Below are 20,194 nucleotides of genomic sequence, written 5' to 3'. Positions count from 1 at the left end.
AACCCTGTGCGTGCAATTCAGCGGCATGCGAGCATTCGAGGGATTTTGTTAGCCGCTCTCGTAGGTGTGGCGGTCAAGCTGGCGATTTATGCCGGATCGGTGACGGGATCCAGGGCGGCGTGTCGGGGAGTCGCCCGTGACAGGGACTTCCCGGTGGTCGTGTGCAGTTGGCCAGGGTATGGTGCTGACCTCGTCCCTGGTCCGTCCCCTGAGCCGCTGTCTCGAACCTCGCCATGCGGATTTCACCCCATCGGGCTCTCCGCATGTCTTTGCCGGTGAACCGCTAGCTGGCGGTTTGGCGGTCAACGAAGTAAGGATGGTCGCTCCATGGTAACGGCAGCGACATCGCGACGCTGGATGCGCTGCGGAAGGCCACCGGTCGCGGTGGATCTTCCATCCCGACCGCAGACCCTCCACAGGCAGCTGCAGGGGATCCGGTGCTTGCAATGGAACCATTGGGACCGCCCGCTACGTTGATCGGTGGACAGTCCCCGACTGCGTGAATGCGTGCGGTCGGCGGATGTGGGGCGGCGTCGGGCAACGGAGGAGTCACGTGACGGCGTGGTTGATGTATCTGGCCGCTAAGGCCAAGCGCGTAGGTGAGGGGTATGACGACAATCCCTCCACCCACTACAGCTGGGACAGCAGGGTGAACAACGCCTCCCAGGTGATGGTGGGGGACACGATCGTGTTGTGGGACGGGAAGACCTTGTTGGGTTTGTCCGTGATCGAGGACATCGCGATTGGCAGCGGCACCAAAGACCTTAGCTGGTGCCCGAAGTGCAAGAAGGCGGACATCAGCCCGCGCGTGAACAAGACGCCGAAGTACCGGTGCTGGAACAAAGAGTGCAAGGCGGAGTTCGACGTCCCGGACGGTAAGACGGTCGCGGTGACCACCTACCGCGCCCGGTATGAGGCTGGCTGGATTGACCTGCGGGGTCACGTCACCGACAAGGAACTGCGGGCTCTGTGTGAGAAGCCCAAGTCGCAGAACGCTCTGCGACGACTGCGTTGGGACGACTTCCGCGCCCGGGTGGAGACGGGAAAGAACGCCACCCCGCTGAACATCGCGGACAACACGCGCAAGGTCATCGCTGGCGGGCATAAGACCAGAACGGTCCGGGTCCGCAACGGTCAGGCCAGCTTCCGCGCCGACTTGTTGGATCAGTTCGGAGAGGTATGCGCCTTCCTTGGCCCCATGCCTGCGGCGGCCCTGGAAGCAGCACACCTGTACAGCTACGCCTCAAGCGGCAAACACCATACCCATGGCGGGCTGCTGTTACGCCGCGACGTTCATCGCCTCTTCGACCTCGGACAGATCGCCATCGATCCAAGCAAGCTGACTTTGGACATCGCGCCTGGCACCCGCGCTTACCCGGACTACGACAAGCTGCACGGCCAGCCGTTGGCCGTTGCTCTCAACCAGGCTCACCAGAGGTGGATCACCCAGCACTGGGCAATGCACCGTGGCGTTACAAGCGCCCTCTCGGGCACGTAGCCAGCGCCAGGGAAGCGCGCGTGCTCCTGGTAGATCCGATAGCCGGTGTTGGCTGTGGCTGTCATGCTGACGGACGCCTTCCTCTTGATGGTTGGAAGGTGGTGGGCGTGGCCTCGGCGAGTGCGCTTGGCGGCTCGTCGCCGTGGCCATGCCATATTGAGTTCATCCGAGGCACCCGTTTCTGCACAGTTACACAAGCGACTGGGCTGGGTGCTTCACCTTTAGAATTGATCGCCTGTAGGGCTTTCGGGAACAATATCGAGCACGAGAGGCTCCCGTGCAGACCCAGCTGGCATGACAGTAGGCCAATCAGATCCACCGAAGTTGGGACGCATCAGAACTCACTTCAACCTTGGCAGCGTTATCCATCTGTCACGTGTGCGACGGTTAGGCCGAGACGCTGCGCTATCCGCTCGTGAGTCGCCTTCTGGTTGGGTGTAACCCGACGTACGAAGGAGTCAACCGCGCAGATCACCCACGGCAGAGGGTCGCCGTCCGCTTGGGCGGTAATTGCCGCCCAAGCAAGGTGCTTGAAATCTCTCACGGGCCCCCATGTGAAGCGTTGCTCAATCTCCTCATCGTCTCTGCGTCGGATGACAACCTTGAGCGGCTTGATATCGAGTGACTCCAAGTCGACCAACCATCCTGCTCCGATGGCCTTCTCGACAAGCACTTCCACGCTGGTGGTGGGTTTGGCAACCAACGGCGCGTACTTACCCACGCCGTACGTTGCACGGGTGTACTCCTTCATCGGCCCATCCTTGATCCACGGGCGGACGTTCTCGGGAGTGCCGACAAAGGGCAGTAGACGGCCGCCGATCCGCGGGTCGGCCGTCCACTGTTGGTACAACCTCGTGCGTTCAGCGTCGGGGAGAAATGTCCAATTCACGTCGGCCGCCTCTCCATAGAGAAGGCGGACGATGTCTTCTTCGAGATCTGTAGGTAGAGAGTAGGCGGTCATTGGATTCCTGTCGTGAGGGGGAACTGAAGACGAACCTCGTCCGCTGCGGTCTCCAGATCGGCGGCGTCCTGGATCCAGTGATCCATAAGACTACCAACAGTCTCGTCGTTGAACTCAATCCGGCTGGCATGGGGCATCCGTACCTTAAGATGCTCGGTCTCCTCAGCCTCGAGCGAGCGACGCAAATCCAAGGTGGCAGCAACACGCCTGATATCTGTGACAAAATCGAGGACGCGAAGAGCTTCTTTGCCGGGGCTCAGACGCAAGCCTCGGCCGAGCTGCTGCACGAAGATACGCCGACTATGAGTGACTCGAAGAAACGCGATCAGGTTGACGTCCGGAACGTCAACACCTTCGTTGAAGACATCGACGCATGTGATCAGTGGAACCCGTCCGAGCCGGAACTCATTGAGCAAGATCTGGCGCCGCTGGCGCGGTAGCCCGCTATGTAGAAACGAGGCGCGAGCCCATGCGGAGTCCGCGCTGGCGAACAACCTGGCCATGTGCTCAGCGTGTTCAATCGTCTGGCAGAAGATGATGGCGCGTGGGTCAGGCGTTGTCCGCCAGGCCTCGCGAAAGTGCTCCACGACCTCTTCATCGCGTTGGGGCAAGAAGAGAGATCGGTTGAGGTCCTTAATCGAATACCCATGGACACTGGCCTTCCTTACGACATCCCAGTCGATGTTGTCCACGTAGAGCCGATAGTCCACGGCGGACAAGTAGCCGGCGGCCATGCCCTCGGCGATGCCCATCTTGAAACTTGGTTCGCCGAAGCGTGACGTGATGTCGAACCTGTCACCGCGCCAGGGTGTCGCGGTCACGCCCAATTGTACGGCGGTCCCGCACAGATCCAGCAGTTCCGCGAACCTACCGGTCTCCGCTACGTGATGAGTCTCGTCAATCATGATGAGGTCGGGGCGATAGCCCAAGCGTGCGGCCCCAAGAACGGACTCGACGGTGCCGACCAGAACGCCATCGAGGTCCTGAGGCCTGTTGTCTCCGGTGAGCAGGCGAGTTGGGATGTGCTTTGGGAGATGCCGCCACATCGCCCTTTCCAACTGTTCGACCAGATCCTTCATGTGGGCGACGACAAGAATCTTAGACTTGGGATCGACAGCGATATGCCGACTGATCACCTCCCCGCCGACAACCGTTTTTCCGAGCCCGGTGGCCAGAACGAGCAGGGCGGTTCCGTTGGCGAGAAGATCACGGGTGAGAGCATCCGCTGCGGCTGATTGGTAGGGACGCAATGCGTACTGGCCAGGCACGGTTTGAGGCATACGGTCACCTATCTCAACCAGTGTGGCCCCGTGCCAAACACTGATCGGGATGCCCACGCTCTTCAGAGCTCGGCGTCGTTCCTCAGCGGCTTGATTGATGTCGGTGTTGGTCACCAGTACGGACCTATCCGCGCGATACCAGGTGCGGGCGCGCTCGAGGTCGTCGATCCCGGTACGGTCAACCTTGCCGTTCGCCTTCCACTTGCATTGAAAGACCCATTGCTCACGGTCACGTACCGCCAGGAGATCTGCGCCGTTGTCGCCAGTGCCGTCGATGACGCGGACGTCGTTGAATCCGAGATGCCACAGCGCTCGTTCAACAGCGTATGGAAGTCTAGTCGGACCTCCTCGCAGGAGTTCGTCCCTCGTCAGGAAGACTGCGCTCAACGTTCCTCCGCAAGTTCATCGGACAGCAGACGGATACTCAACCTCGTGCGCAGCAGCTGGTTTGGAAGACTGGCGGCGGTATAGCTGGCTTGAGTGGCCACGTCAGAGAGGTAGCCGACGGTTCGCGCGAGGCTGAGCCGTTGGGCTCCTCGAGAGGAAACTCCCTGGTACAGCCCCTGAAACACGTTGCCATCCATAAACGGTTCCGGCCAGGACTCCAGCAGGTGCACCAAGAACAGTGGGGGAACGTGCAGCAAGAACTCGCCACTCGTGCCCAAGTCGGTAGTCCTCGTGATCTGCCCGTTCGCGATCATGGCGGTCTCGGTGGCCGTGAGCTCGTCTGGGGACAGATATTGGAATGCACGCTCGGGCTCGCCGGTGCGATCGAGTTCCACCGCCATGCGCTGACGGATCTCGGCTAGCAGTTCCTGTGCTTCGGCACTGATCAGTTGGGCGTCAAGCGCGGTGGCCGGCAGGGACGTGGCACGGATGGCGGAGATGAGCTGGGAATGGCTCCAGTTACTGTCAGCCTGGACTTTGAGCCAGACAGCGGCTTCCGCGATCAGCAAGTCAGCGGGATCCACGCCGAACTTCTCAAAGATCTCGTGTCCGAGGTAGAGGAAGGCGACGAAGGACATACCTCTACGCTGATCGAGCAAAACTGGGGTTGGGTTGAGGTTGTCGTCGAGGAGCGGGCCATGAGCAAGCTGCCGAGCTTCGATGTCGATGTACCCGATACGTGGATGACCGAAGGGACGGCTCAGCGCCGGGTACAAGGCGGAGTTCTCTGTATAGCGGTCGATGCGTTCTTGCCGGGTTTCCTTTTTCGGCTTTTCCTGCGCCGCAGGAGTGATGGGTGCGCCCACTGCTGTCGGTGAAGTCTGCGCTGGCGGTTGGACAGGCGGCTCGGTCGGCTCATTGATCAGCATGTCTTCCGCCTCGTCCAGACCGAGCGCTTCAAGCACTGCGGTTTCATCTGGCCTGTCCGGCGTGCTGATGGCGACCTTCTCCTGCTTGCCGTTGCGTTTAGCTGCCTCATGGTCCAGCACTGCCTGCCACCAGCGCTCGTCGGTCTGATAGGCCGTGATCCCCTTATGGAACTCCTGACCCCATCGGCGGGTATCATCGTGTATCGGCTTCCGGCCATCCCCCGGTATGAGGTAACGCTCGCCGGCGTCATTCCGACGGTATCCCTTCACCAATCGGGCTAGTGGGCTGGTGTTTTCCGGGTACTGCAGGGCTGCTGCCCTCTGAGGGAGCAGCGGGCCGACACCACGTAGAATCTCCACAGCCGAACGCCAGCTGCGATCACCGTACTCGAAGGCGTTCTTTTGGTAGCCGACCGGAACATGGTCAAGGTGAATCTCGCCAATAATGCGGCCCCCTTGATGGGCAAGCTCCACGGGGTACTCGGGCTCTTCGTTGCCGACACCACCGTCGGGATTGCTCCAGGTGAAGAGCCGCTTGTCCCACCGCAGAATTTTGCGGCCGTTGCGGAGGAAATCGATCCCATACTCCTGCTTGTGCAGGTAGCGCTGGATCCCAAGCCATCCGTGTACTCGACGCTCACGGATGCTAAGCCGGTCGCTGCCGCAGTCCTCGCACACTTCTCTACCGGGCAGCTGCCACTGTCCGCAATCGGAGCAGGCTAGGCCGTCTTCAAGCTTCTCATTGATCTCGATATAGGCAGGGATCCGCTCCTTGCTGTTGTAGAGCACAGAGCGATCGTCTCCCCAACGGCAGTGTCTCACCGGCTTGACCTGAACACCCCCGACCCACAGCTCGAACGGGCGGTTCTCGAACAGCCAGGAGTACACCCCGCCGAGGATGTTGCGCAGCGCTGTGCCATTCTTGCGGAGCCACTGGGCACGACCAGCGTTGAGCCTACTGATGATGATGCGGGTGCCGTGCTCGTTCGGGTCGACCTTAGGCTCCACGATGTCCTCGGCTTCGAAGTCATCTCGGATGCGGTCGAGGTCGATCTCTACGCCGATCCACTCAGGATCTCCTTGACGCGTCGTCAGTACGCGGGTGCGTCGGCCCAGCCGGGCCGTAGACACGTTGAAACCCATACCGAAAAGCCCGAGCTTGTCGTGCATGTCGTTGCCCGACCATCCGGCGCGCACTGCACGCTCAAGACGCTCATAAGTCATGCCGCGTCCGGTGTCCTCGATCACCAGCTCACCACTGGCCGAATCAGGGAGCCGTACGCTCACCCGGAAGCCTCCGGCCCAGGGGATGCCTGCTCGATGGATCTCGGTAAAGTCGTCGAAAGCGTTGTCAACGAGCTCCGCGATGCACTGCCATTCGTCGAACTCGATCTCGCCCAGCATGCGGAGTACACGCGCGGAAGGAGTGATCTTCATGGTGCTGGTAGCCTCCTGCCCTCAGCCGACGCGCGAGCACGCTAGAGGCCCTTCGCAGGCACCTCTCAACGTTCCGACTCTTGATAGTCAGCGCGCGTAGAAGAAAGCCTAGAGGCAAGCACCAACATCTACGCTCGGCTTCATGTCACAGTGTTGGATGCCGCAGGTCGTAGGTGCTGAGATGCCTCTTGCCGGCAGACGCCGGGTTTGCGTCTGAGGGGACAGCTGCGCCCTCTACATTATTGAGCTGCCGCGTAGCCGCTCGGACTCAAGCTTTCACGAGCCTTGGTAGGGCCTGCTGGAGAGCGTCGCCTCAGCGGGCAGACGCTGGGACAGTTGCAGCAACACCTGACCGTAGTTGCTCGATCACGTGACCGACCATATCCGCTGCTGCAGCAGGGTCTTCATGCTCCCAGATCCGGATGACTGTCCAGCCAGCTGCCGCTAGCCGTTCGGTGGTCTCGGTGTCACGAGCCTTATTGCCTTGGATCTTTTCACGCCAGAAGTCCGCATTCCTCGTTGCCGGACGGTAATGTTCCGGACATCCATGCCAGAAGCAGCCGTCCACAAAGACCGCGACTCGGTCGGCAGGGAAGACTACGTCCGCCTTGCGTCGAATCTCGGAGAGTGGCTGGGCATTGACTCGGTAACGCAGGCCACTCTGATAAAGCTTCTTGCGAAGGGCCAGTTCAGGCTCCGTGTCCTTGCCGCGGTTGCCCCGCATTGAGGCACGGACCTCTGGCGAAGAAGCTGTCGACTCAGGTGGTAGGCGCTCTTCGGTCAAGAACCCCTGCGCCCAAGCCTGGTGCCACGCCTCGACGAGGTTCTTGCGACGGGAAGCATGCTCGACTTCGCAGACGTATCTCTCCTCGGTCTTGCCGTCCTGAGACCAACGCAAGTACGCGCGGATGCGCCGAGTGCGTCCGTACAACCGAAGCGTGATTGAGGCCCGCGCGAACCGGCCATCACCAAGAGCGATGCTGCGGCGGTTGCGGCCGCCGGCGGCACGATCCTGTTCCACTGATGGCGCGACGGCACCAGCGCGACGTTTGTACGCTCGCTCCGCAGGGATCCCTCTCTTCCAGAGTCCCTCGCCTTGGCGCGCCATGGTGTCAGTGTCCTGCGGCTGCGAGCGCGTCAGCGACGGCGTTTGCGAAGAACTCACCCAGGACGACCGGGACCGCGTTGCCCAATTGTCGCATCTGCTCACCCCGTGGACCGGCGCCGAGCCACTCGTCGGGGAAGGTCATCACACGCGCAGTCTCACGAACTGTCATGTAGCGGTGCCGGTAGGTCCATCCGTTAGGAGCTTGGGGATCGCGGTACCTATCGTCCAACAACATCACCGACTCGCCGCCTGGCACACCGTGTACGCCAGCCTTAACTGTTTTGGCCGGTCGGTCAAGCTCGTTCGGAGTGTGCCCCTTGTAGATCCGGGCGCCGGGCCAGCCAATGTGGTCTGTTACGTTGATGTCCTTGCCGAAGTCGAACTTCTCGTCAAGTCGATCCAGATCCACTGTCGGCAGCGCTGGCAGCTTCACATCTGTGCCATACCCCTGGACCGCGTCACGCAACGTCCGCCATGGCTGACAATCGTCTTCCTTAATCACCTTGGGAAGGCGGGCTCGGACCCGCTCGCGCACATAATCCGGCACCTGGTGGCGTTGCCAGTAGGGACCGTCTTCGTCACGCATGGAGCGGAACAGAGCGTTTTCGGAAAACTTCGGTGTCCTGACGTACTTCTCGAACGTCTCTACGTCAACGCCGAGGTCAGCCCTGAAGGCGACTATAACAACGCGGTTGCGCACCTGTGGAACGCCATAGTCGGCCGCGTTGACCGGCACCATCACGACCTTGTAGTGGTCGGGATCAGTGTCATCATCAGAGAGCTTCTCGAGGATGCTCGTCAGATGATCGTTGTGTTCCTGCCACCTCACCTTGTCGTTCCGCTTCTGGAACGGGAGCCGTAGTTCATTCTGGATGTACTTGAAGTACTCCGCGAAGGATGGCCGCAACAAGCCCCGCACGTTCTCACAGATCACGGCCTTCGGTCGAATCTCGCGAACGGCCTTGAACATGGCGGGGAACATGTTGCGCTTGTCCTCGTCGCCTTTGGCGACGCCGCCCGCACTGAACGGCTGGCAGGGCGGTCCTCCTGCCAGAACATCAACCTTGCCCTCAAGGGCGCTCATGTTGAGATGGCGTACATCACCCGCGTATAGAGGAGCGGGCATGCCCGGCTTGGGCGGCTCAGGTCGCGTCTCCTGAGTTCGCGCCAAGCCGTCGACCCCGAGAGTCTTCTGGGCGCTGGCCACAAGCGTCTCGCAGGCGCGGTTGTCGAGCTCGTTGAACAGAAGCGGGCGGAAGCCCGCTTGGTGAACCGCCATGGCAAGGCCGCCACCACCCGCAAACAGCTCAACACTGGTGCGAGGTTCTTGTGTCGCTTGCGGCTGGTCAACCATGCGAGAACCATACCGCGGAGCTGTCGATCTTGGGCACCTCTCGCCAAGATTTCGATTACAAGTCGCATAGAGTGGCGGTGCTTCCAGTGCGGACCCTGCCAGGATGAGGCTGCAGTGGATCACGGCGCTGGCCTCAATGGCAACCTCCAGTGTGCCGCACCGGCTCTCACGCGGCGAGATCGCGGTACGGTCACCACAGCAAGTCCGACCTGAGCGTGACACATGGAACGGAAGCGCGCATGTCTGCTTTATTCCCCTCTGGTTCGCTGGAAGGCGACAGGGAGCGGGCGCCGAGGGCGCCCAGGGTTCCTCGTAAGAATCGATCGTGGTCTGCCGTCGCTCGACGATTCGAGGCGTACAACCCTCTGGATCTAGACAACCTAGGTCGCAGTGTCGAGGTAGAACTTCTCTCCCGAGACCCGGAGCCGCTCGGAGACGTCGCCCCCATGTTCGGAAGCGGCATCTATGCGATCTACTACAATGGTTCACACGAGCTGTACGCTCCAATCAGTTCGCCAGACTGCAAGGTGCCCATCTATGTCGGTCAGGCTCGGCCAAAGGGGACCCGGAAGGGAGTGGCCGACGAGACTGTTGACTCCACCACCCTTTGGGACCGCATCAAAGATCATAGATTGTCTATCGAGCAGGTCCTCGACCTAGAGGTCGAGGACTTCCTGGTCCGGCATCTTGTCGCTATTGAGGCGTTCGTTACCCTGGCCGAGCGGGTCATGATCAGACATCACCGTCCTGTCTGGAACAGTCTCGTGGACGGTTTCGGAAATCATGATCCAGGCGCGGACCGGCGACGAACTGGTAAGCGTCCCCCGTGGGATGAACTGCACCCTGGCCGCTGGTGGTCTCATCGATTGAACATGCCCACGCCAAGTCTTATCTCCGCCGATCTTTCTCGGCAGCGGATCAGAGACTTCTTCGCGGGTCAACTCTCGGAAGAGGAAATCGAATCCATCGAGGCCGAAGAGACCTCATAAGTTCAATCCCCTATTTGGAGACCTGGTCGCATGGTTTAGGGTGGGCGTACGAGGAGAGCAGGCAGAGTGTCGGGAAAGTCATCCGGATTGTCGAGCTTCGCATCTCGGACGTGGCGGATCGGGTCGCGTCGGCCACGATCGGTGGAAGAGCCGCGGCGCGACCCTCAGGCAGTCGTTGATCTTCCCCGCCGACAGTCGCGCCGTTAGCCTCCGGCTCGGATGGTATTAGCCTGAAATAACAGAAAAGGTGCTCCTGAACTGCAAGGATACGAGTGTAGGAGCCGTATCCACCGCAAAACAGGTCCACCTGGCTCGTCACCCCGTATGGGGGCAAGAACCAGGCCAACCGAATGGCTCCTCTTGGGAACGGCCGGCAATCCCATATCCGGTGCGGTAAGCGATCCAAGCATGCCAGAGTGATGCACATGATCCCCGCACGTATCCCGGACGAGCCGCCGCTCACCTACGCCGACAGCTTCGACGTACCGGTCCTTTTCCGTAACGGGCCTGAGAGGAAGCCCAGGAGGCAGTGGCGGACGGCCAAGCAGGAGTTGTGGGTGGGGCCAGGCGGGTTCCCGGCGACCGATGGCTGGTACGTCTCGACCACCACCTGGCGGGAGATCATCAAGGCCGCCATTGAGGTCGGACGCGACGTCACCCCGCACTTGCAGAATCAGCCGCGGTATGCGCACGGGGAACTCGTCGCCCGCGTTGCGCCGCTGTACGCCTATCTCGGCATGCACCCCGTCATGCTTCAGCATCCCGTACGAGGCACCAAAGGCTGGCGCCTGACCTTGAACCCGGTCTACGCGTACGGCACCGAGCGCAGCGCGAAGAACGCGGCCTCCTACCGGCTGGGTATGACGATGGCCGAGTGGGCCTGCCGCTCACTGCTAGGCCTGGGGCAGACCGAGCACCTCGAACTTGGTGGCCCGGTCCACGCCTTGCGTGACATGTTCAAGGATCCGAAGCTGATGCTGCCCGACCTATGGGGGCAGCATCAGGCAGAGGGCCTGTACTGGCTGATCGAGGCCAAGGGGGGCGACGTGGGCTTCGGCGCGCTCCGCAAGGGGTGGGCGCAACTGGCCGCCGGCAGCAAGATCCTTGGCTCGTACGCCCACCGCACTGTCCTGGTCGGAGCGTGTGTGCGGCCCGGTGACGACCTCTTCCTCACCATCGACCACGGCCTGCACTTCGGACAGCCGCCGCTCCCCGCAGCCGGATTCGACATCGATGACGAGTCAGCGGCCGGCCCGGGTAATCTCGAAGACCGTCTCGGCGACAGCGACGACGCGCTCATCGGTGCGGCCCGCGCCCAGATGCTCACCTACCTGGCGCTGCGCTCCGCTCCTGCCTCGCAGCTTCGCACCGTGCTCGTTTCCGCCGACCGCGCGTCCCGTCGTCGGCGCTCCGGGCTGACCACGCCCCTGGAAGGCGACGACTTCACCCGCGCCATGCGGGCCGAAGCCCTCGGAGTAGCGCCCTACACCGAGCGGCACACGCTGCGCGCCAGGGTCCGTTCCTGGGGCCTTGATGACTTTCTCACCTGCCGCATTCCCGGAACCGAGGTTCGCCTCGGCATGTCCCGGAAGCTGTTCGCTGCCTGCGAGCGGCTCCACGAGGAAGACCTCGCCATCGCCCAGCGCACCCCAGGGCTGCGTGCCGAAGACCAGCTGGCCGATGTCCAGGAACTCAACAAAGAGGCTCAGGAAGAACAGCGACTCATCCAGCGGCGGATCTTCCGTGAGCGGCAGGAGGAGGTCCGCCCCCGGCTGCGCCCCCTGCTCCGCAGTGCCTACGAGGAGGGAGCGACACGCGACTGGAGTGATCTGCTGCACCGTTCCCAGGAGCCAGAACTCGACCTGGCAGGAGACGGTGGGCTCCTCGAAGCGGCGACGCCGGAGACGTACCTGGCCGTCAGCAGCTCCAGCCTGCCCCCACCACGCGCCTAGCCATCAGGGGCACTCATTCGATTGCGGTGACCTCAGGTCAAGTGCCCGGAGTACGGGAAGCTCCGGGGTGAGGCCAGCATGTCGGTTTGAAGATCTCCCCGGAGCCTTGCCGCCTCGCATGGATAGCTCACGCTACGTCGCTCTGGGTCTCCGGGAGCCTGTACCGCGTCAAACTCATCGTGTGGGGCTTGACCTGCGGGTTCTCTGGGGTGGCTACACAGCTCGGTGGTACTCGTTGATTAGCCCGCCGAACACCCTCTGGCGTTCGATCCGGCCTTCCAGCGGCATCACGGTTCGCTCGTGGTGATCGGGTGGCTGCTGTCGGCCAGACTGGTGCAGCCGATGGCCATCGTAGTGATCGGCGGCGTACTGGGCCAGCACCGACCGCAGGTGCCGTTCGTTGTAGATCAGCATGCGATCAGTGCACTCGGCCCGCACAGTGCGCACCCGCCGCTCGGTGTAGCAGTTGACCTGCGGCGTGTGCGGCGGGATTTTCACCACCGTCACGCTCTCGCCGGCGAAAACCTCATCAAAAACAGCGGTGAATTTGGTATCCCGGTCGCGGATGAGGAAGCGGAAAGATCTGACCCGGGCACCGAGGTCTATGAGCAGGTTGCGAGCCTGCTGGACCGTCCACGCTCCGGTGGCGTTGGCTGTCACGCCGAGGATACGCACGGTCCGGGTGGCGACTTCCATGACGAACAGCACGTACAGGCGTTTCAGGAGATCGTGTCGATGTGGAAGAAGTGGACGGCCAGCAGCTATTTGCTTGGGCGCGCAGAAAGGCCCCCATGAGGTGTCGACGTTTCGGGGCTGGATCGAAGCGTCGGCGCCGCAGGATCCGCCCGACGGCCGCTTCACCGACCTGATAGCCGAGCCGCACAAGTTCACCGTGCATCCGGCGATATCCCCACGTCGGATTCTCCTTCGCCAACCGCACCACCAATTTCCGGATCTCCCTGCTTGTCCGAGGCTGGCCGGGCCGGCTCGGATACCTCCAGGCGCGTTTGACCAGGCGGTGGTGCCAGGCCAGCAGGATACCAGGTGTCACCAGCCGGGGAGCCCGCAGCCCGGGCGACAGGAGCCTGGCCAGCGCGGCCAGGAGCGCCCAGTCGGCCCAGTTCGGCTTCGGACGGCTGACCTGACGGCGCAACATCGCCACCTCATGCCGGAGCACCATGATCTCGGCATTCTTGACCGCCTCACTTCGGCCCAGCAGCGCCAGCCAGCCGAACATCCGAATCTTGATCATATACAGCAGACGGAGAGGCACAGGAACCGATCTTCTCCATACCGCCGCATCAGCTCGACCTGCAGGTTAAGCGCCCTACGAGGATTTTGAATCGGTACAGCGCGTGACGATTTCCGCAACCCGCTGACCGCCTCGGTCTCACGATGTGAGAACTCCTTCAGCCTTGTTCACCACCGCTCTCGGCCGATCGCTCTGACTCCGCAGAACTCGCGGCAATCACACCCGTTGGCCTTGATCCCAGGAGGGGTACCTAGAGGGCGCAGGTGGCTGGCGGGCAGTACGCCCCTCACCGTGCGGTGGCCCCACATCCAACCTGAGGCGAAAGGTGACAACATGTCCGGGACCGTTCAGCATCGCACCTACACGATCCGAGAGGGCCTGTTGGAGGAATGGTCGGAGAAGTGGCGATCGCAGGTCGTGCCGCTTCGTCTTGAATTTGGGTTCGAAATCCATGGCGCCTGGCTGGATCATGAACGGAGCCAGTTCGTGTGGGTGCTTTCGTACGACGGACCGGAGAGCTTCCAGGAGCGGAACCAACAGTACTGGGCCTCTCCTGAACGCGTTGGAATGGGCCTGGATCCATCGCTGTACCTGGTGGACCGGGTGGTTCGCGAGGTGACCGCCGTCTATTGACGTTCGGTGAGGGGCAGCATATGTCTGCGTCGTTCTTCCACCGTCAGGATCCGGTAGACCCGACCTCGCGCCAGGGCTTGCAACCGGGTTTGGTCGGGAGTGGCCTGCCAGACTCGCGCGGTTCCGTCGAACGATGCGGTCAGCAGCGCCTGCCCATCTGTGGACCAGGCGATGGAGTGGACCTTTCCTCGATGGACGCCGGCGATAGTGATCTCTTCACAGTTCTCGGCATCCCAGACCCGTACGGTGCAGTCGTCGGATCCGGTGGCCACCCGCGTGCCGTCCGGCGACCAGGCGACCGCGTGGACTCGGCCCTCGTGGCCGTGCAGAACTCCAATCTGCCTGCCAGAGCCAATGTCCCAGATGCGGGCGGTCCGGTCCGCCGAGCCGGTGACCACGCGAGTCCCGTCGGCGGACCAGGAAACGCAGTCGACCCAGCCGTCGTGGCCACGCAGCACGGTGTGTTGCTCCCCGGCTGAGATGTTCCATATGCGGGCGGTACGGTCGTCGGACGTCGAGGCCAGCATTTGTTGTGTCGGGGACCAAGCAAGGCAGCTGATCCAGTCCTGGTGGCCGGTCAGTACGGTGAGTTGCCGCCCGTCACCGGTCGCGTCCCAGATGCGAATGACCCGGTCGTGGCCGCCGCTGACCAGCCGGGTTCCGTCCGGCGACCAGGCGACACACTCGACGATCGAGCCACCGGGATCCAGTCGCATGCGCGCGGTGCTTTCGCCCAGCCGCCAGATTCGTACGCTCCGGTCGCTGGAACAACTCGCCAGGGCACTGCCGTCAGGTGACCAGCGGACCTGCTGCACCAGATCGTCATGACCGCTGAACACGTACTGGCTCCGCCCGCTTCGGGCGTCCCACAGACGTACTACGCCGTCTTGCGAACTGGTCGCGACCTGCATGCCATCTGGAGACCAGGAAGCGTCGTACACGTTGCCGCCGTGAGTGGCGAACAGCACGGTTTCGGCCCCTCGCTGCTGTAGCTCCCATATGCGAGCGGTGCCATCGGCGCACCCGGTGGCGATGCGGGAGCAGTCCGGGGACCAGGTGACACCCCAGACCCCGTCACCGTGGCCGCGCAGCGTAGCGAGTGGGCGGGCATCGAGAGGGTCCCAGATTCGGCTGGTACGGTCTGCCGACGCAGACGCGAGCATCCGGCCGTCCGGTGACCAGGCGACGTTCCAGACGGGTTCGGTATGGCCACGGATCAACAGCGTCTGGCGGCCGTCGGAGGCGTCCCAGATCCGGATGGTGTGGTCGCCCGACGAGGTGGCCACCTGGACTCCATCGGGAGACCAGGTGATCCCTTCGACGTAGTCTTGATGTCCCTCAAGCGTCAAGTCCGCCGTACCATCTGCGACATTCCATACGATCACCGTGCGGTCGTGGGACGCAGTGGCCAGGCGGCTGCCGTCGGGTGACCAGGCCACACCGAGCACGTTGTCGCGGTGGCCGTGTAGTTCACGCACTATCTCGCCGGACTCCGCATGCCAGATCCTCACGGTCAGATCCCGCGAAGCACCCGCCACGTGCCGACCGTCCGGTGACCAAGCCACGCCTCGCACGACGTCCGCCGCACCGGTCAGAACCCGCTGGAGTTCGCCGGTCGCGGCGTCCCACAGGCGAACACTTTGGTCTCGTGACGCGGTCGCGACCATGGTTGAGTCGGGCGACCACGAGGCCATCTCGACCATCCCCTCATGGCCGGAGAGCACAGCCAGCGTCCGGCCTGTCACGGCGTCCCACACCCGACCGGTACCGTCACGCGAGGCGGTGACGATGCACCTTCCGTCAGGTGACCACGCCAGATTGCGCACCGCGTCCGTATGCCCGTGTAGAGACAGAGTGGAGTGGCTGAACGCGAGCGCGGCCATGAGGCCGCGCAGCGCGGCCGGAGTTGTCGCGCACTCGTCCAGTGCCGCTAGTGAAAGGAGCAGGGACTCCTCCGGAGCCTGCTCGGCGGAAGTCAGCACATGGCTGCCAATCCCATCCGAGATTCGCCGGAGGTACGCCAGATCCCGGCGCTGAGAGACCTCGACCAGTTCGCGCACACTCTCGGTGGCCTGGCCGGACTCCGTCAGGTCGGTCACCCATCGCTGAGCGAGCGCAAGCCGGCTCCCCGTCAGCAGATAGTCGTCACTGCGCCCAGACCTTTGCCAGTCGACCGCCCATCTTTCCAACTCAGCGCGCTGGCGCAGTTGTTCGGCACGAGTCTCAACCTCTTGCCGGAGCGGCGGCCACTGACGGAAGAGGGCCTCGTGTGCAACCTGCCCCACTGGCTGGCCATCTCGTACATCGGTGACGAGCAACCGGGCATCGACGAATGTGTCGATGATTCGCCGTTCGCCAGGTGTCAGTTCGGCCAAGACGACTCTGCGCCGAGTCGCTTGCTGCCCCTCGAGGGTCACGAACTTCAACAGCACAGCGAGAATCGGCTCGATGCCGACCTCGTCGTGTAGCGCCACGACAACTTGGTCGGCCTGACGTGCCATGGCCCCGCCCACACCACCGAGGGATCGGTAATGGCCGATGTCAGCAGTCCTGCCAGAGCCCACAGAGTCGTACAGCTCCTGCAATAGGTACGCCATGAGTGGCAGTGCGTCGGTGGTTCCGGCCTCCTCCACGATGAGATCCACGAGACCGGGGGCGAATCGCATTCCCGCCAGCCGACCTGGTTCCTCTACGGCCTGCGCCAGTTCGAGGTGCCCGATTGCCCCGATGGCCGCCGGGTTTTCAAAAAGCTCCGCTTGTCTGGTCTCCAGAAAGTCGCGCAGGAACTCGATGCGCAGCGTACCAATTACCCAGAACCTCCGATCTCGGTCAAGGGCTGTATGAACGGCGGAAAGGAAGAGATCCCGCTCACGTTCTCCCGCTGATGTGAGCAGCTCCTCGAACTGGTCGACGACCAGTAGCAGGCGACTGAACCGGTGCCCGGTCGTCATTCTCAACTGCTGGACATGACGAGCGAGCGCATCCGGTGACCGCCGCAGTCGGCGTAGTAAGGCATGCGACTCGGTTGTGCCTTCGGCATTGGCCGCAGCTACGGCAAGCGCCGCCATCGGGTTGCTTCCGGGCGTCATTACGGGCAGCACCAACCAGCGCCGATCCCGCACCCTCGGGATCACGCCCGCTTGCACCAGCGATGACTTACCGCTCCCGGAGGCGCCGATCAATGCTACGAATCGGTCACCTGGTTTGGTGGAGGGGCCGTATAGCCGCCGAACGAGCTCGGAGATCTGCCGGTCGCGGCCGAAGAAGACGGCCGCCTCGTCCTCTTTGAAAGCATCCAGTCCGGGATACGGTGCACGGTTGGCATTCCATACTCGTTTTGGAGGCGGTGGGTTCTCCAAACGGTACGTGATCACGGTCCCAGCGACCAGGATGAGGACCAGCACCCCGATGGCCGGAGCAGCGATCTGTTGCAGAATGCGCAACAAGAAGGGGGCGCCCTCGACGCTGGTCGCGTAGTTCGTCACGATGCCAAGAAGTGCGGCGACCACGATCAGGAGGAGCTGTAGGAGCAACGACAATCTCCGGCGTCTGCTCATCGTGGTCGTCCAAAGCAGGCACGCATCCGGACTCTCCTGTTGCGGCGTTACGTTCCTGTCCTATTGACGTATATCAGGGATGTTCCTCGTCAGTCTCATGGAGCTGAGCATTAGTCTTTATGGTCCGCCCTGATTCCGTAGATTCGTGTCAACGACGGCCGAATTCTGACCCCTGGCGACGCGCGGGTTCTAGTGTTTGTCGCAACACACCTGATCATTAGGCGTGTTGATGGCGAGGCGAGGAGCTATGCGGCCGGGCCGGGCTGGGCGGTGTAGCAGCGCGGACAGATGACCACGGTGGTGCTGCTCGGGACCTTCCAGCGATGACGGCACAGGCGCGTGCGCCGGCAGCGGGTGAGCGTGTCGTTCGGTAGCAACTCGCCCACCTGGAGCGGACCAGCGCGGCCGCAGGAGGGATTGGTCCATTCTGGCGGCGTCTGATCCCCGTCGACCAAGCGCCCTCGACGGTGGTGAACCGCACCAAGACTCGCAATAGAGCCTCGCCTTCGCTGGCCGTGGTGCCGCAGGTTGCGCAGCGGACATAGCGGGGATCGCCGGACAGGTGCCGGTTGAGCGCGATCGAGATCAGTATGCGGATCACGCGGCAGCCCTGACCTTCCTGAAGGGGGAACATCGCGGCGCTTGGATCGTCCGTCCGTCCACCCGTCGTGACAAGCAGCGGCCTCTATCGCATATAGAGAGCCCTTATCTGCGGCAACGGGCTCATGACGTTTCGCGATGCCTCGATGGGATCCCTGGCCAAGCCCTGAGCGGCACGTGCAGCGATCACGCCGCCACTGGGGTGGTGGCGATGCTTATCTGCGGTTTGAGCTTCCTGTCCTGTTGCTCATGGGGTCATTCCTGCCTTTCTGGCATTGCTTCCGACGGTGTGTAGCGTTCCCGATACTTAAAGTGTGCATTGAAGCGCCGCACTTGCATACCTGGGTAGCGGGGGCTGCGCCCGTTGCCGGAGCAATTTGCCCATATCATTCCAGGTCGCAGCTATAGGTGAAGTCCTGGCAGCTTCGAGTTGCTTTGTACCGGTAACATCACTCTCTCTCGGGTCGAGATATATGTGGGTGAACGGGAGAGGATGTCGGTGTGGGAGTGACGCCTGCGTGAGTGCGAAGCAGCCTGGGGCTCCTTTGGATGAACTGCCCATGACGACGAAGAAGGAGCAGTTCAGCCTCGCTTACGTACACATGGTGGCATCTGCGGCTGGATGTTCCATCAAGGACCATCGAACCGATCTCGACGGAGTCGACATCACGCTGGCCTCGTCCGCTGAGTACGAGGTGTTCTACTGTCCCCAGTTTGAGCTGCAGCTCAAGTGCACCTCACAGAGGCGTGTGTTGTCTGAGGAGCACGTAACCTGGCAGATGAAGGCGGGGCCGTTCCGGAGGCTGACACACCCAAAACGTCACATTCCGGCCTTTTTGGGGATTTTGTTCGTTCCGCGGGAGTCCGATGGCTGGCTGGATCAGGACGAAGAGCGCCTCCTCATCGATAGCCGCATGTACTGGGAGGCTGCCCAAAACTTAGGAAGCATTGAAGAGGCGCAGGAGTCTAAGATCGTGCATCTACCCCGCTGTAACCTCTTTGATGTTGAGCAGCTTGTTGGCATCATGAAGGCGATCGGAGATGGAGGTAGCTGGTGACGCGCTCCACCCTAGACTCCTCTCTGCTGGAGCTGACCTCGAGCCTCACGCCGGCTGCGGTCTCCCAGTTCCTGGCCACGCAATCCTGGGAACTGGAGTCACGGCTCGATGAGGTCCGCGAAATCTGGCGATTACGCAAAGATCACGGTGCGCTGGCCGCCCGGATCATGCTGCCGCTGTCGAGCGACTTCGCCGACTATTCTCATCGCTTCTACGACGCTTTGAACGCAATCCGGCTGATCAACGACTGGGACGTAGACAGCCTCTACGAACACATCGTCGCGACACGTGCCGATCTTCTGTACATCAGGCTTGATCAAGCCATGCCGGATGGGACCATCCCCTTCAGGCAGGCAGAAGCCACCATCAAGGCAATCCACCGCATGATGCGAGCAGCTGCGACGACAGCCGCGGACCCCAGGCACTCCCATCGTGGACGCCGGTCTGCCGTCGTGACCGAGTTTCTCAACGAGGACGTGCGGCTAGGTCATACCAAGCGTGGAAGCTTCGTCTTCACGGTCGTAGCAAGAGTTGAAGACGACGCTGACACTGGACACGCGGCCAACCTGCCTCGCGCGGACGGCGATCCCATGGGGGACCCCTTCCCGCGCAAGGTTATGGAGACTCTAGCGAGAGGGCTTCAGACAACACATCGGCTTGCTCGAGGACAAGACCGGGAAGCTCTAGAAGACCCCGCAGCGTGGGGACTAAGTGCAAACCTTATCGAGTCCTTGGAAGAGATGGCTGAGCCCGAAGGACTGCGATCCCTGGACCTGTCCTTTGAGTGGGCGGCAGCTGGACAAGCCCCTGCGGTGGGCAGGGAGCCCATCAAGCTCGAGCGCGAGATTCTCGGCGAACTAGCTCGTGTCCGTGAGCGCCTCGTCAGACAGGAAGAGCCACCACGTCGGGAAACCCTTGTAGGTCCTGTCAAGTCGCTGGCTTGGGAAGAGGGCGGCGATCTTGAGGAAGAGGTCGGCGCGATTGTGATCCTCGCCGACGTCAACGGCCGCACCCGGAGCGTGCATCTGACCCTTTCTGGTCGGGATCACGACTGGGCTATTCGGGCTTACCAAAACAAAATCCCTCTAACCGTGACAGGCAACCTGGCGTACGAACGACGAGCCTGGCGTCTTCAAGGTGATGTTGAGGTCGATACAAGTTTCCTGCAGCACACACTTGGCGACCTGCCGGATCGCTGA

Annotated in this window: 13 protein-coding genes and 1 pseudogene; 6 read left to right on the top strand and 8 right to left on the bottom strand. The window is 62.3% G+C overall.

Annotated features, from left to right (window positions below):
- The first annotated feature begins 553 nt into the window (after nt 1-553).
- Entirely contained in the window at nt 554-1,498 is a 945-nt protein-coding gene (locus ACWCSU_RS49365) for an HNH endonuclease signature motif containing protein (RefSeq protein ID WP_449943825.1), read from the top strand.
- Between the two features lie 361 nt (nt 1,499-1,859).
- Here ACWCSU_RS49365 and ACWCSU_RS49360 read toward each other — a convergent pair whose 3' ends face one another.
- From ACWCSU_RS49360 to ACWCSU_RS49340, 5 genes are all read right to left on the bottom strand, one after another.
- The gene (locus tag ACWCSU_RS49360; protein ID WP_449943822.1) at nt 1,860-2,459 is read right to left on the bottom strand and encodes a hypothetical protein; all 600 of its coding nucleotides are present in this window, start codon (nt 2,457-2,459) and stop codon (nt 1,860-1,862) included.
- Nucleotides 2,456-4,126 carry a DEAD/DEAH box helicase family protein gene (locus tag ACWCSU_RS49355; protein WP_449943819.1) on the bottom strand — a complete coding sequence of 557 codons (1,671 nt, stop codon included), beginning with the start codon at nt 4,124-4,126 and terminating at the stop codon, nt 2,456-2,458. The genes ACWCSU_RS49360 and ACWCSU_RS49355 overlap by 4 nt, the downstream gene beginning before the upstream one ends.
- Complete coding sequence (locus ACWCSU_RS49350; RefSeq protein WP_449943816.1) at nt 4,123-6,492, bottom strand: ATP-binding protein; 2,370 nt, start codon at nt 6,490-6,492, stop codon at nt 4,123-4,125. The genes ACWCSU_RS49355 and ACWCSU_RS49350 overlap by 4 nt, the downstream gene beginning before the upstream one ends.
- Nucleotides 6,493-6,805: 313 nt before the next feature.
- Nucleotides 6,806-7,513, bottom strand: coding sequence for a very short patch repair endonuclease (locus ACWCSU_RS49345; RefSeq protein ID WP_449943813.1), 708 nt, complete (start codon nt 7,511-7,513; stop codon nt 6,806-6,808).
- A 91-nt stretch (nt 7,514-7,604) separates the two neighbouring features.
- Nucleotides 7,605-8,954, bottom strand: a complete 1,350-nt coding sequence (locus ACWCSU_RS49340) for a DNA cytosine methyltransferase (RefSeq protein ID WP_449943810.1) — start codon at nt 8,952-8,954, stop codon at nt 7,605-7,607.
- A 239-nt stretch (nt 8,955-9,193) separates the two neighbouring features.
- Here ACWCSU_RS49340 and ACWCSU_RS49335 point away from each other — a divergent pair, with 239 nt between their 5' ends.
- Nucleotides 9,194-9,943 (top strand): Eco29kI family restriction endonuclease, encoded by a 750-nt coding sequence (locus ACWCSU_RS49335; protein WP_449943808.1) that lies wholly within the window; start codon nt 9,194-9,196, stop codon nt 9,941-9,943.
- Nucleotides 9,944-10,368: 425 nt separating this feature from the next.
- Nucleotides 10,369-11,895: a hypothetical protein gene (locus ACWCSU_RS49330; RefSeq protein ID WP_449943805.1), complete on the top strand. Its 1,527-nt coding sequence runs from the start codon at nt 10,369-10,371 to the stop codon at nt 11,893-11,895.
- A gap of 213 nt (nt 11,896-12,108) precedes the next feature.
- Here the strand turns inward: ACWCSU_RS49330 and ACWCSU_RS49325 are convergent, their stop codons facing one another.
- Nucleotides 12,109-12,603 (bottom strand): integrase core domain-containing protein, encoded by a 495-nt coding sequence (locus ACWCSU_RS49325; RefSeq protein ID WP_449943802.1) that lies wholly within the window; start codon nt 12,601-12,603, stop codon nt 12,109-12,111.
- A gap of 106 nt (nt 12,604-12,709) precedes the next feature.
- Nucleotides 12,710-13,051, bottom strand: a pseudogene (locus ACWCSU_RS49320) (helix-turn-helix domain-containing protein); the annotation flags it as partial.
- Between the two features lie 429 nt (nt 13,052-13,480).
- On the opposite strand from ACWCSU_RS49320, the gene ACWCSU_RS49315 reads away from it, so the two are divergent.
- Nucleotides 13,481-13,780 (top strand): NIPSNAP family protein, encoded by a 300-nt coding sequence (locus tag ACWCSU_RS49315; protein ID WP_449943800.1) that lies wholly within the window; start codon nt 13,481-13,483, stop codon nt 13,778-13,780.
- Here ACWCSU_RS49315 and ACWCSU_RS49310 read toward each other — a convergent pair.
- The gene (locus ACWCSU_RS49310; protein WP_449943797.1) at nt 13,774-17,313 is read right to left on the bottom strand and encodes an nSTAND1 domain-containing NTPase; all 3,540 of its coding nucleotides are present in this window, start codon (nt 17,311-17,313) and stop codon (nt 13,774-13,776) included. The genes ACWCSU_RS49315 and ACWCSU_RS49310 overlap by 7 nt on opposite strands.
- Nucleotides 17,314-18,497: 1,184 nt before the next feature.
- Here ACWCSU_RS49310 and ACWCSU_RS49305 point away from each other — a divergent pair.
- Both ACWCSU_RS49305 and ACWCSU_RS49300 read left to right on the top strand, forming a co-directional pair.
- The gene (locus tag ACWCSU_RS49305; protein WP_449943794.1) at nt 18,498-18,995 is read left to right on the top strand and encodes a DUF4365 domain-containing protein; all 498 of its coding nucleotides are present in this window, start codon (nt 18,498-18,500) and stop codon (nt 18,993-18,995) included.
- Nucleotides 18,992-20,194 (top strand): hypothetical protein, encoded by a 1,203-nt coding sequence (locus tag ACWCSU_RS49300; RefSeq protein WP_449943792.1) that lies wholly within the window; start codon nt 18,992-18,994, stop codon nt 20,192-20,194. Before ACWCSU_RS49305 ends, ACWCSU_RS49300 begins: the two co-directional genes overlap by 4 nt.

This window comes from Nonomuraea sp. NPDC001699 (assembly GCF_053596455.1).
The sequence above is the reverse complement of the archived record's forward strand: the minus strand, read 5'-3'. Positions and strand labels throughout refer to the sequence as shown.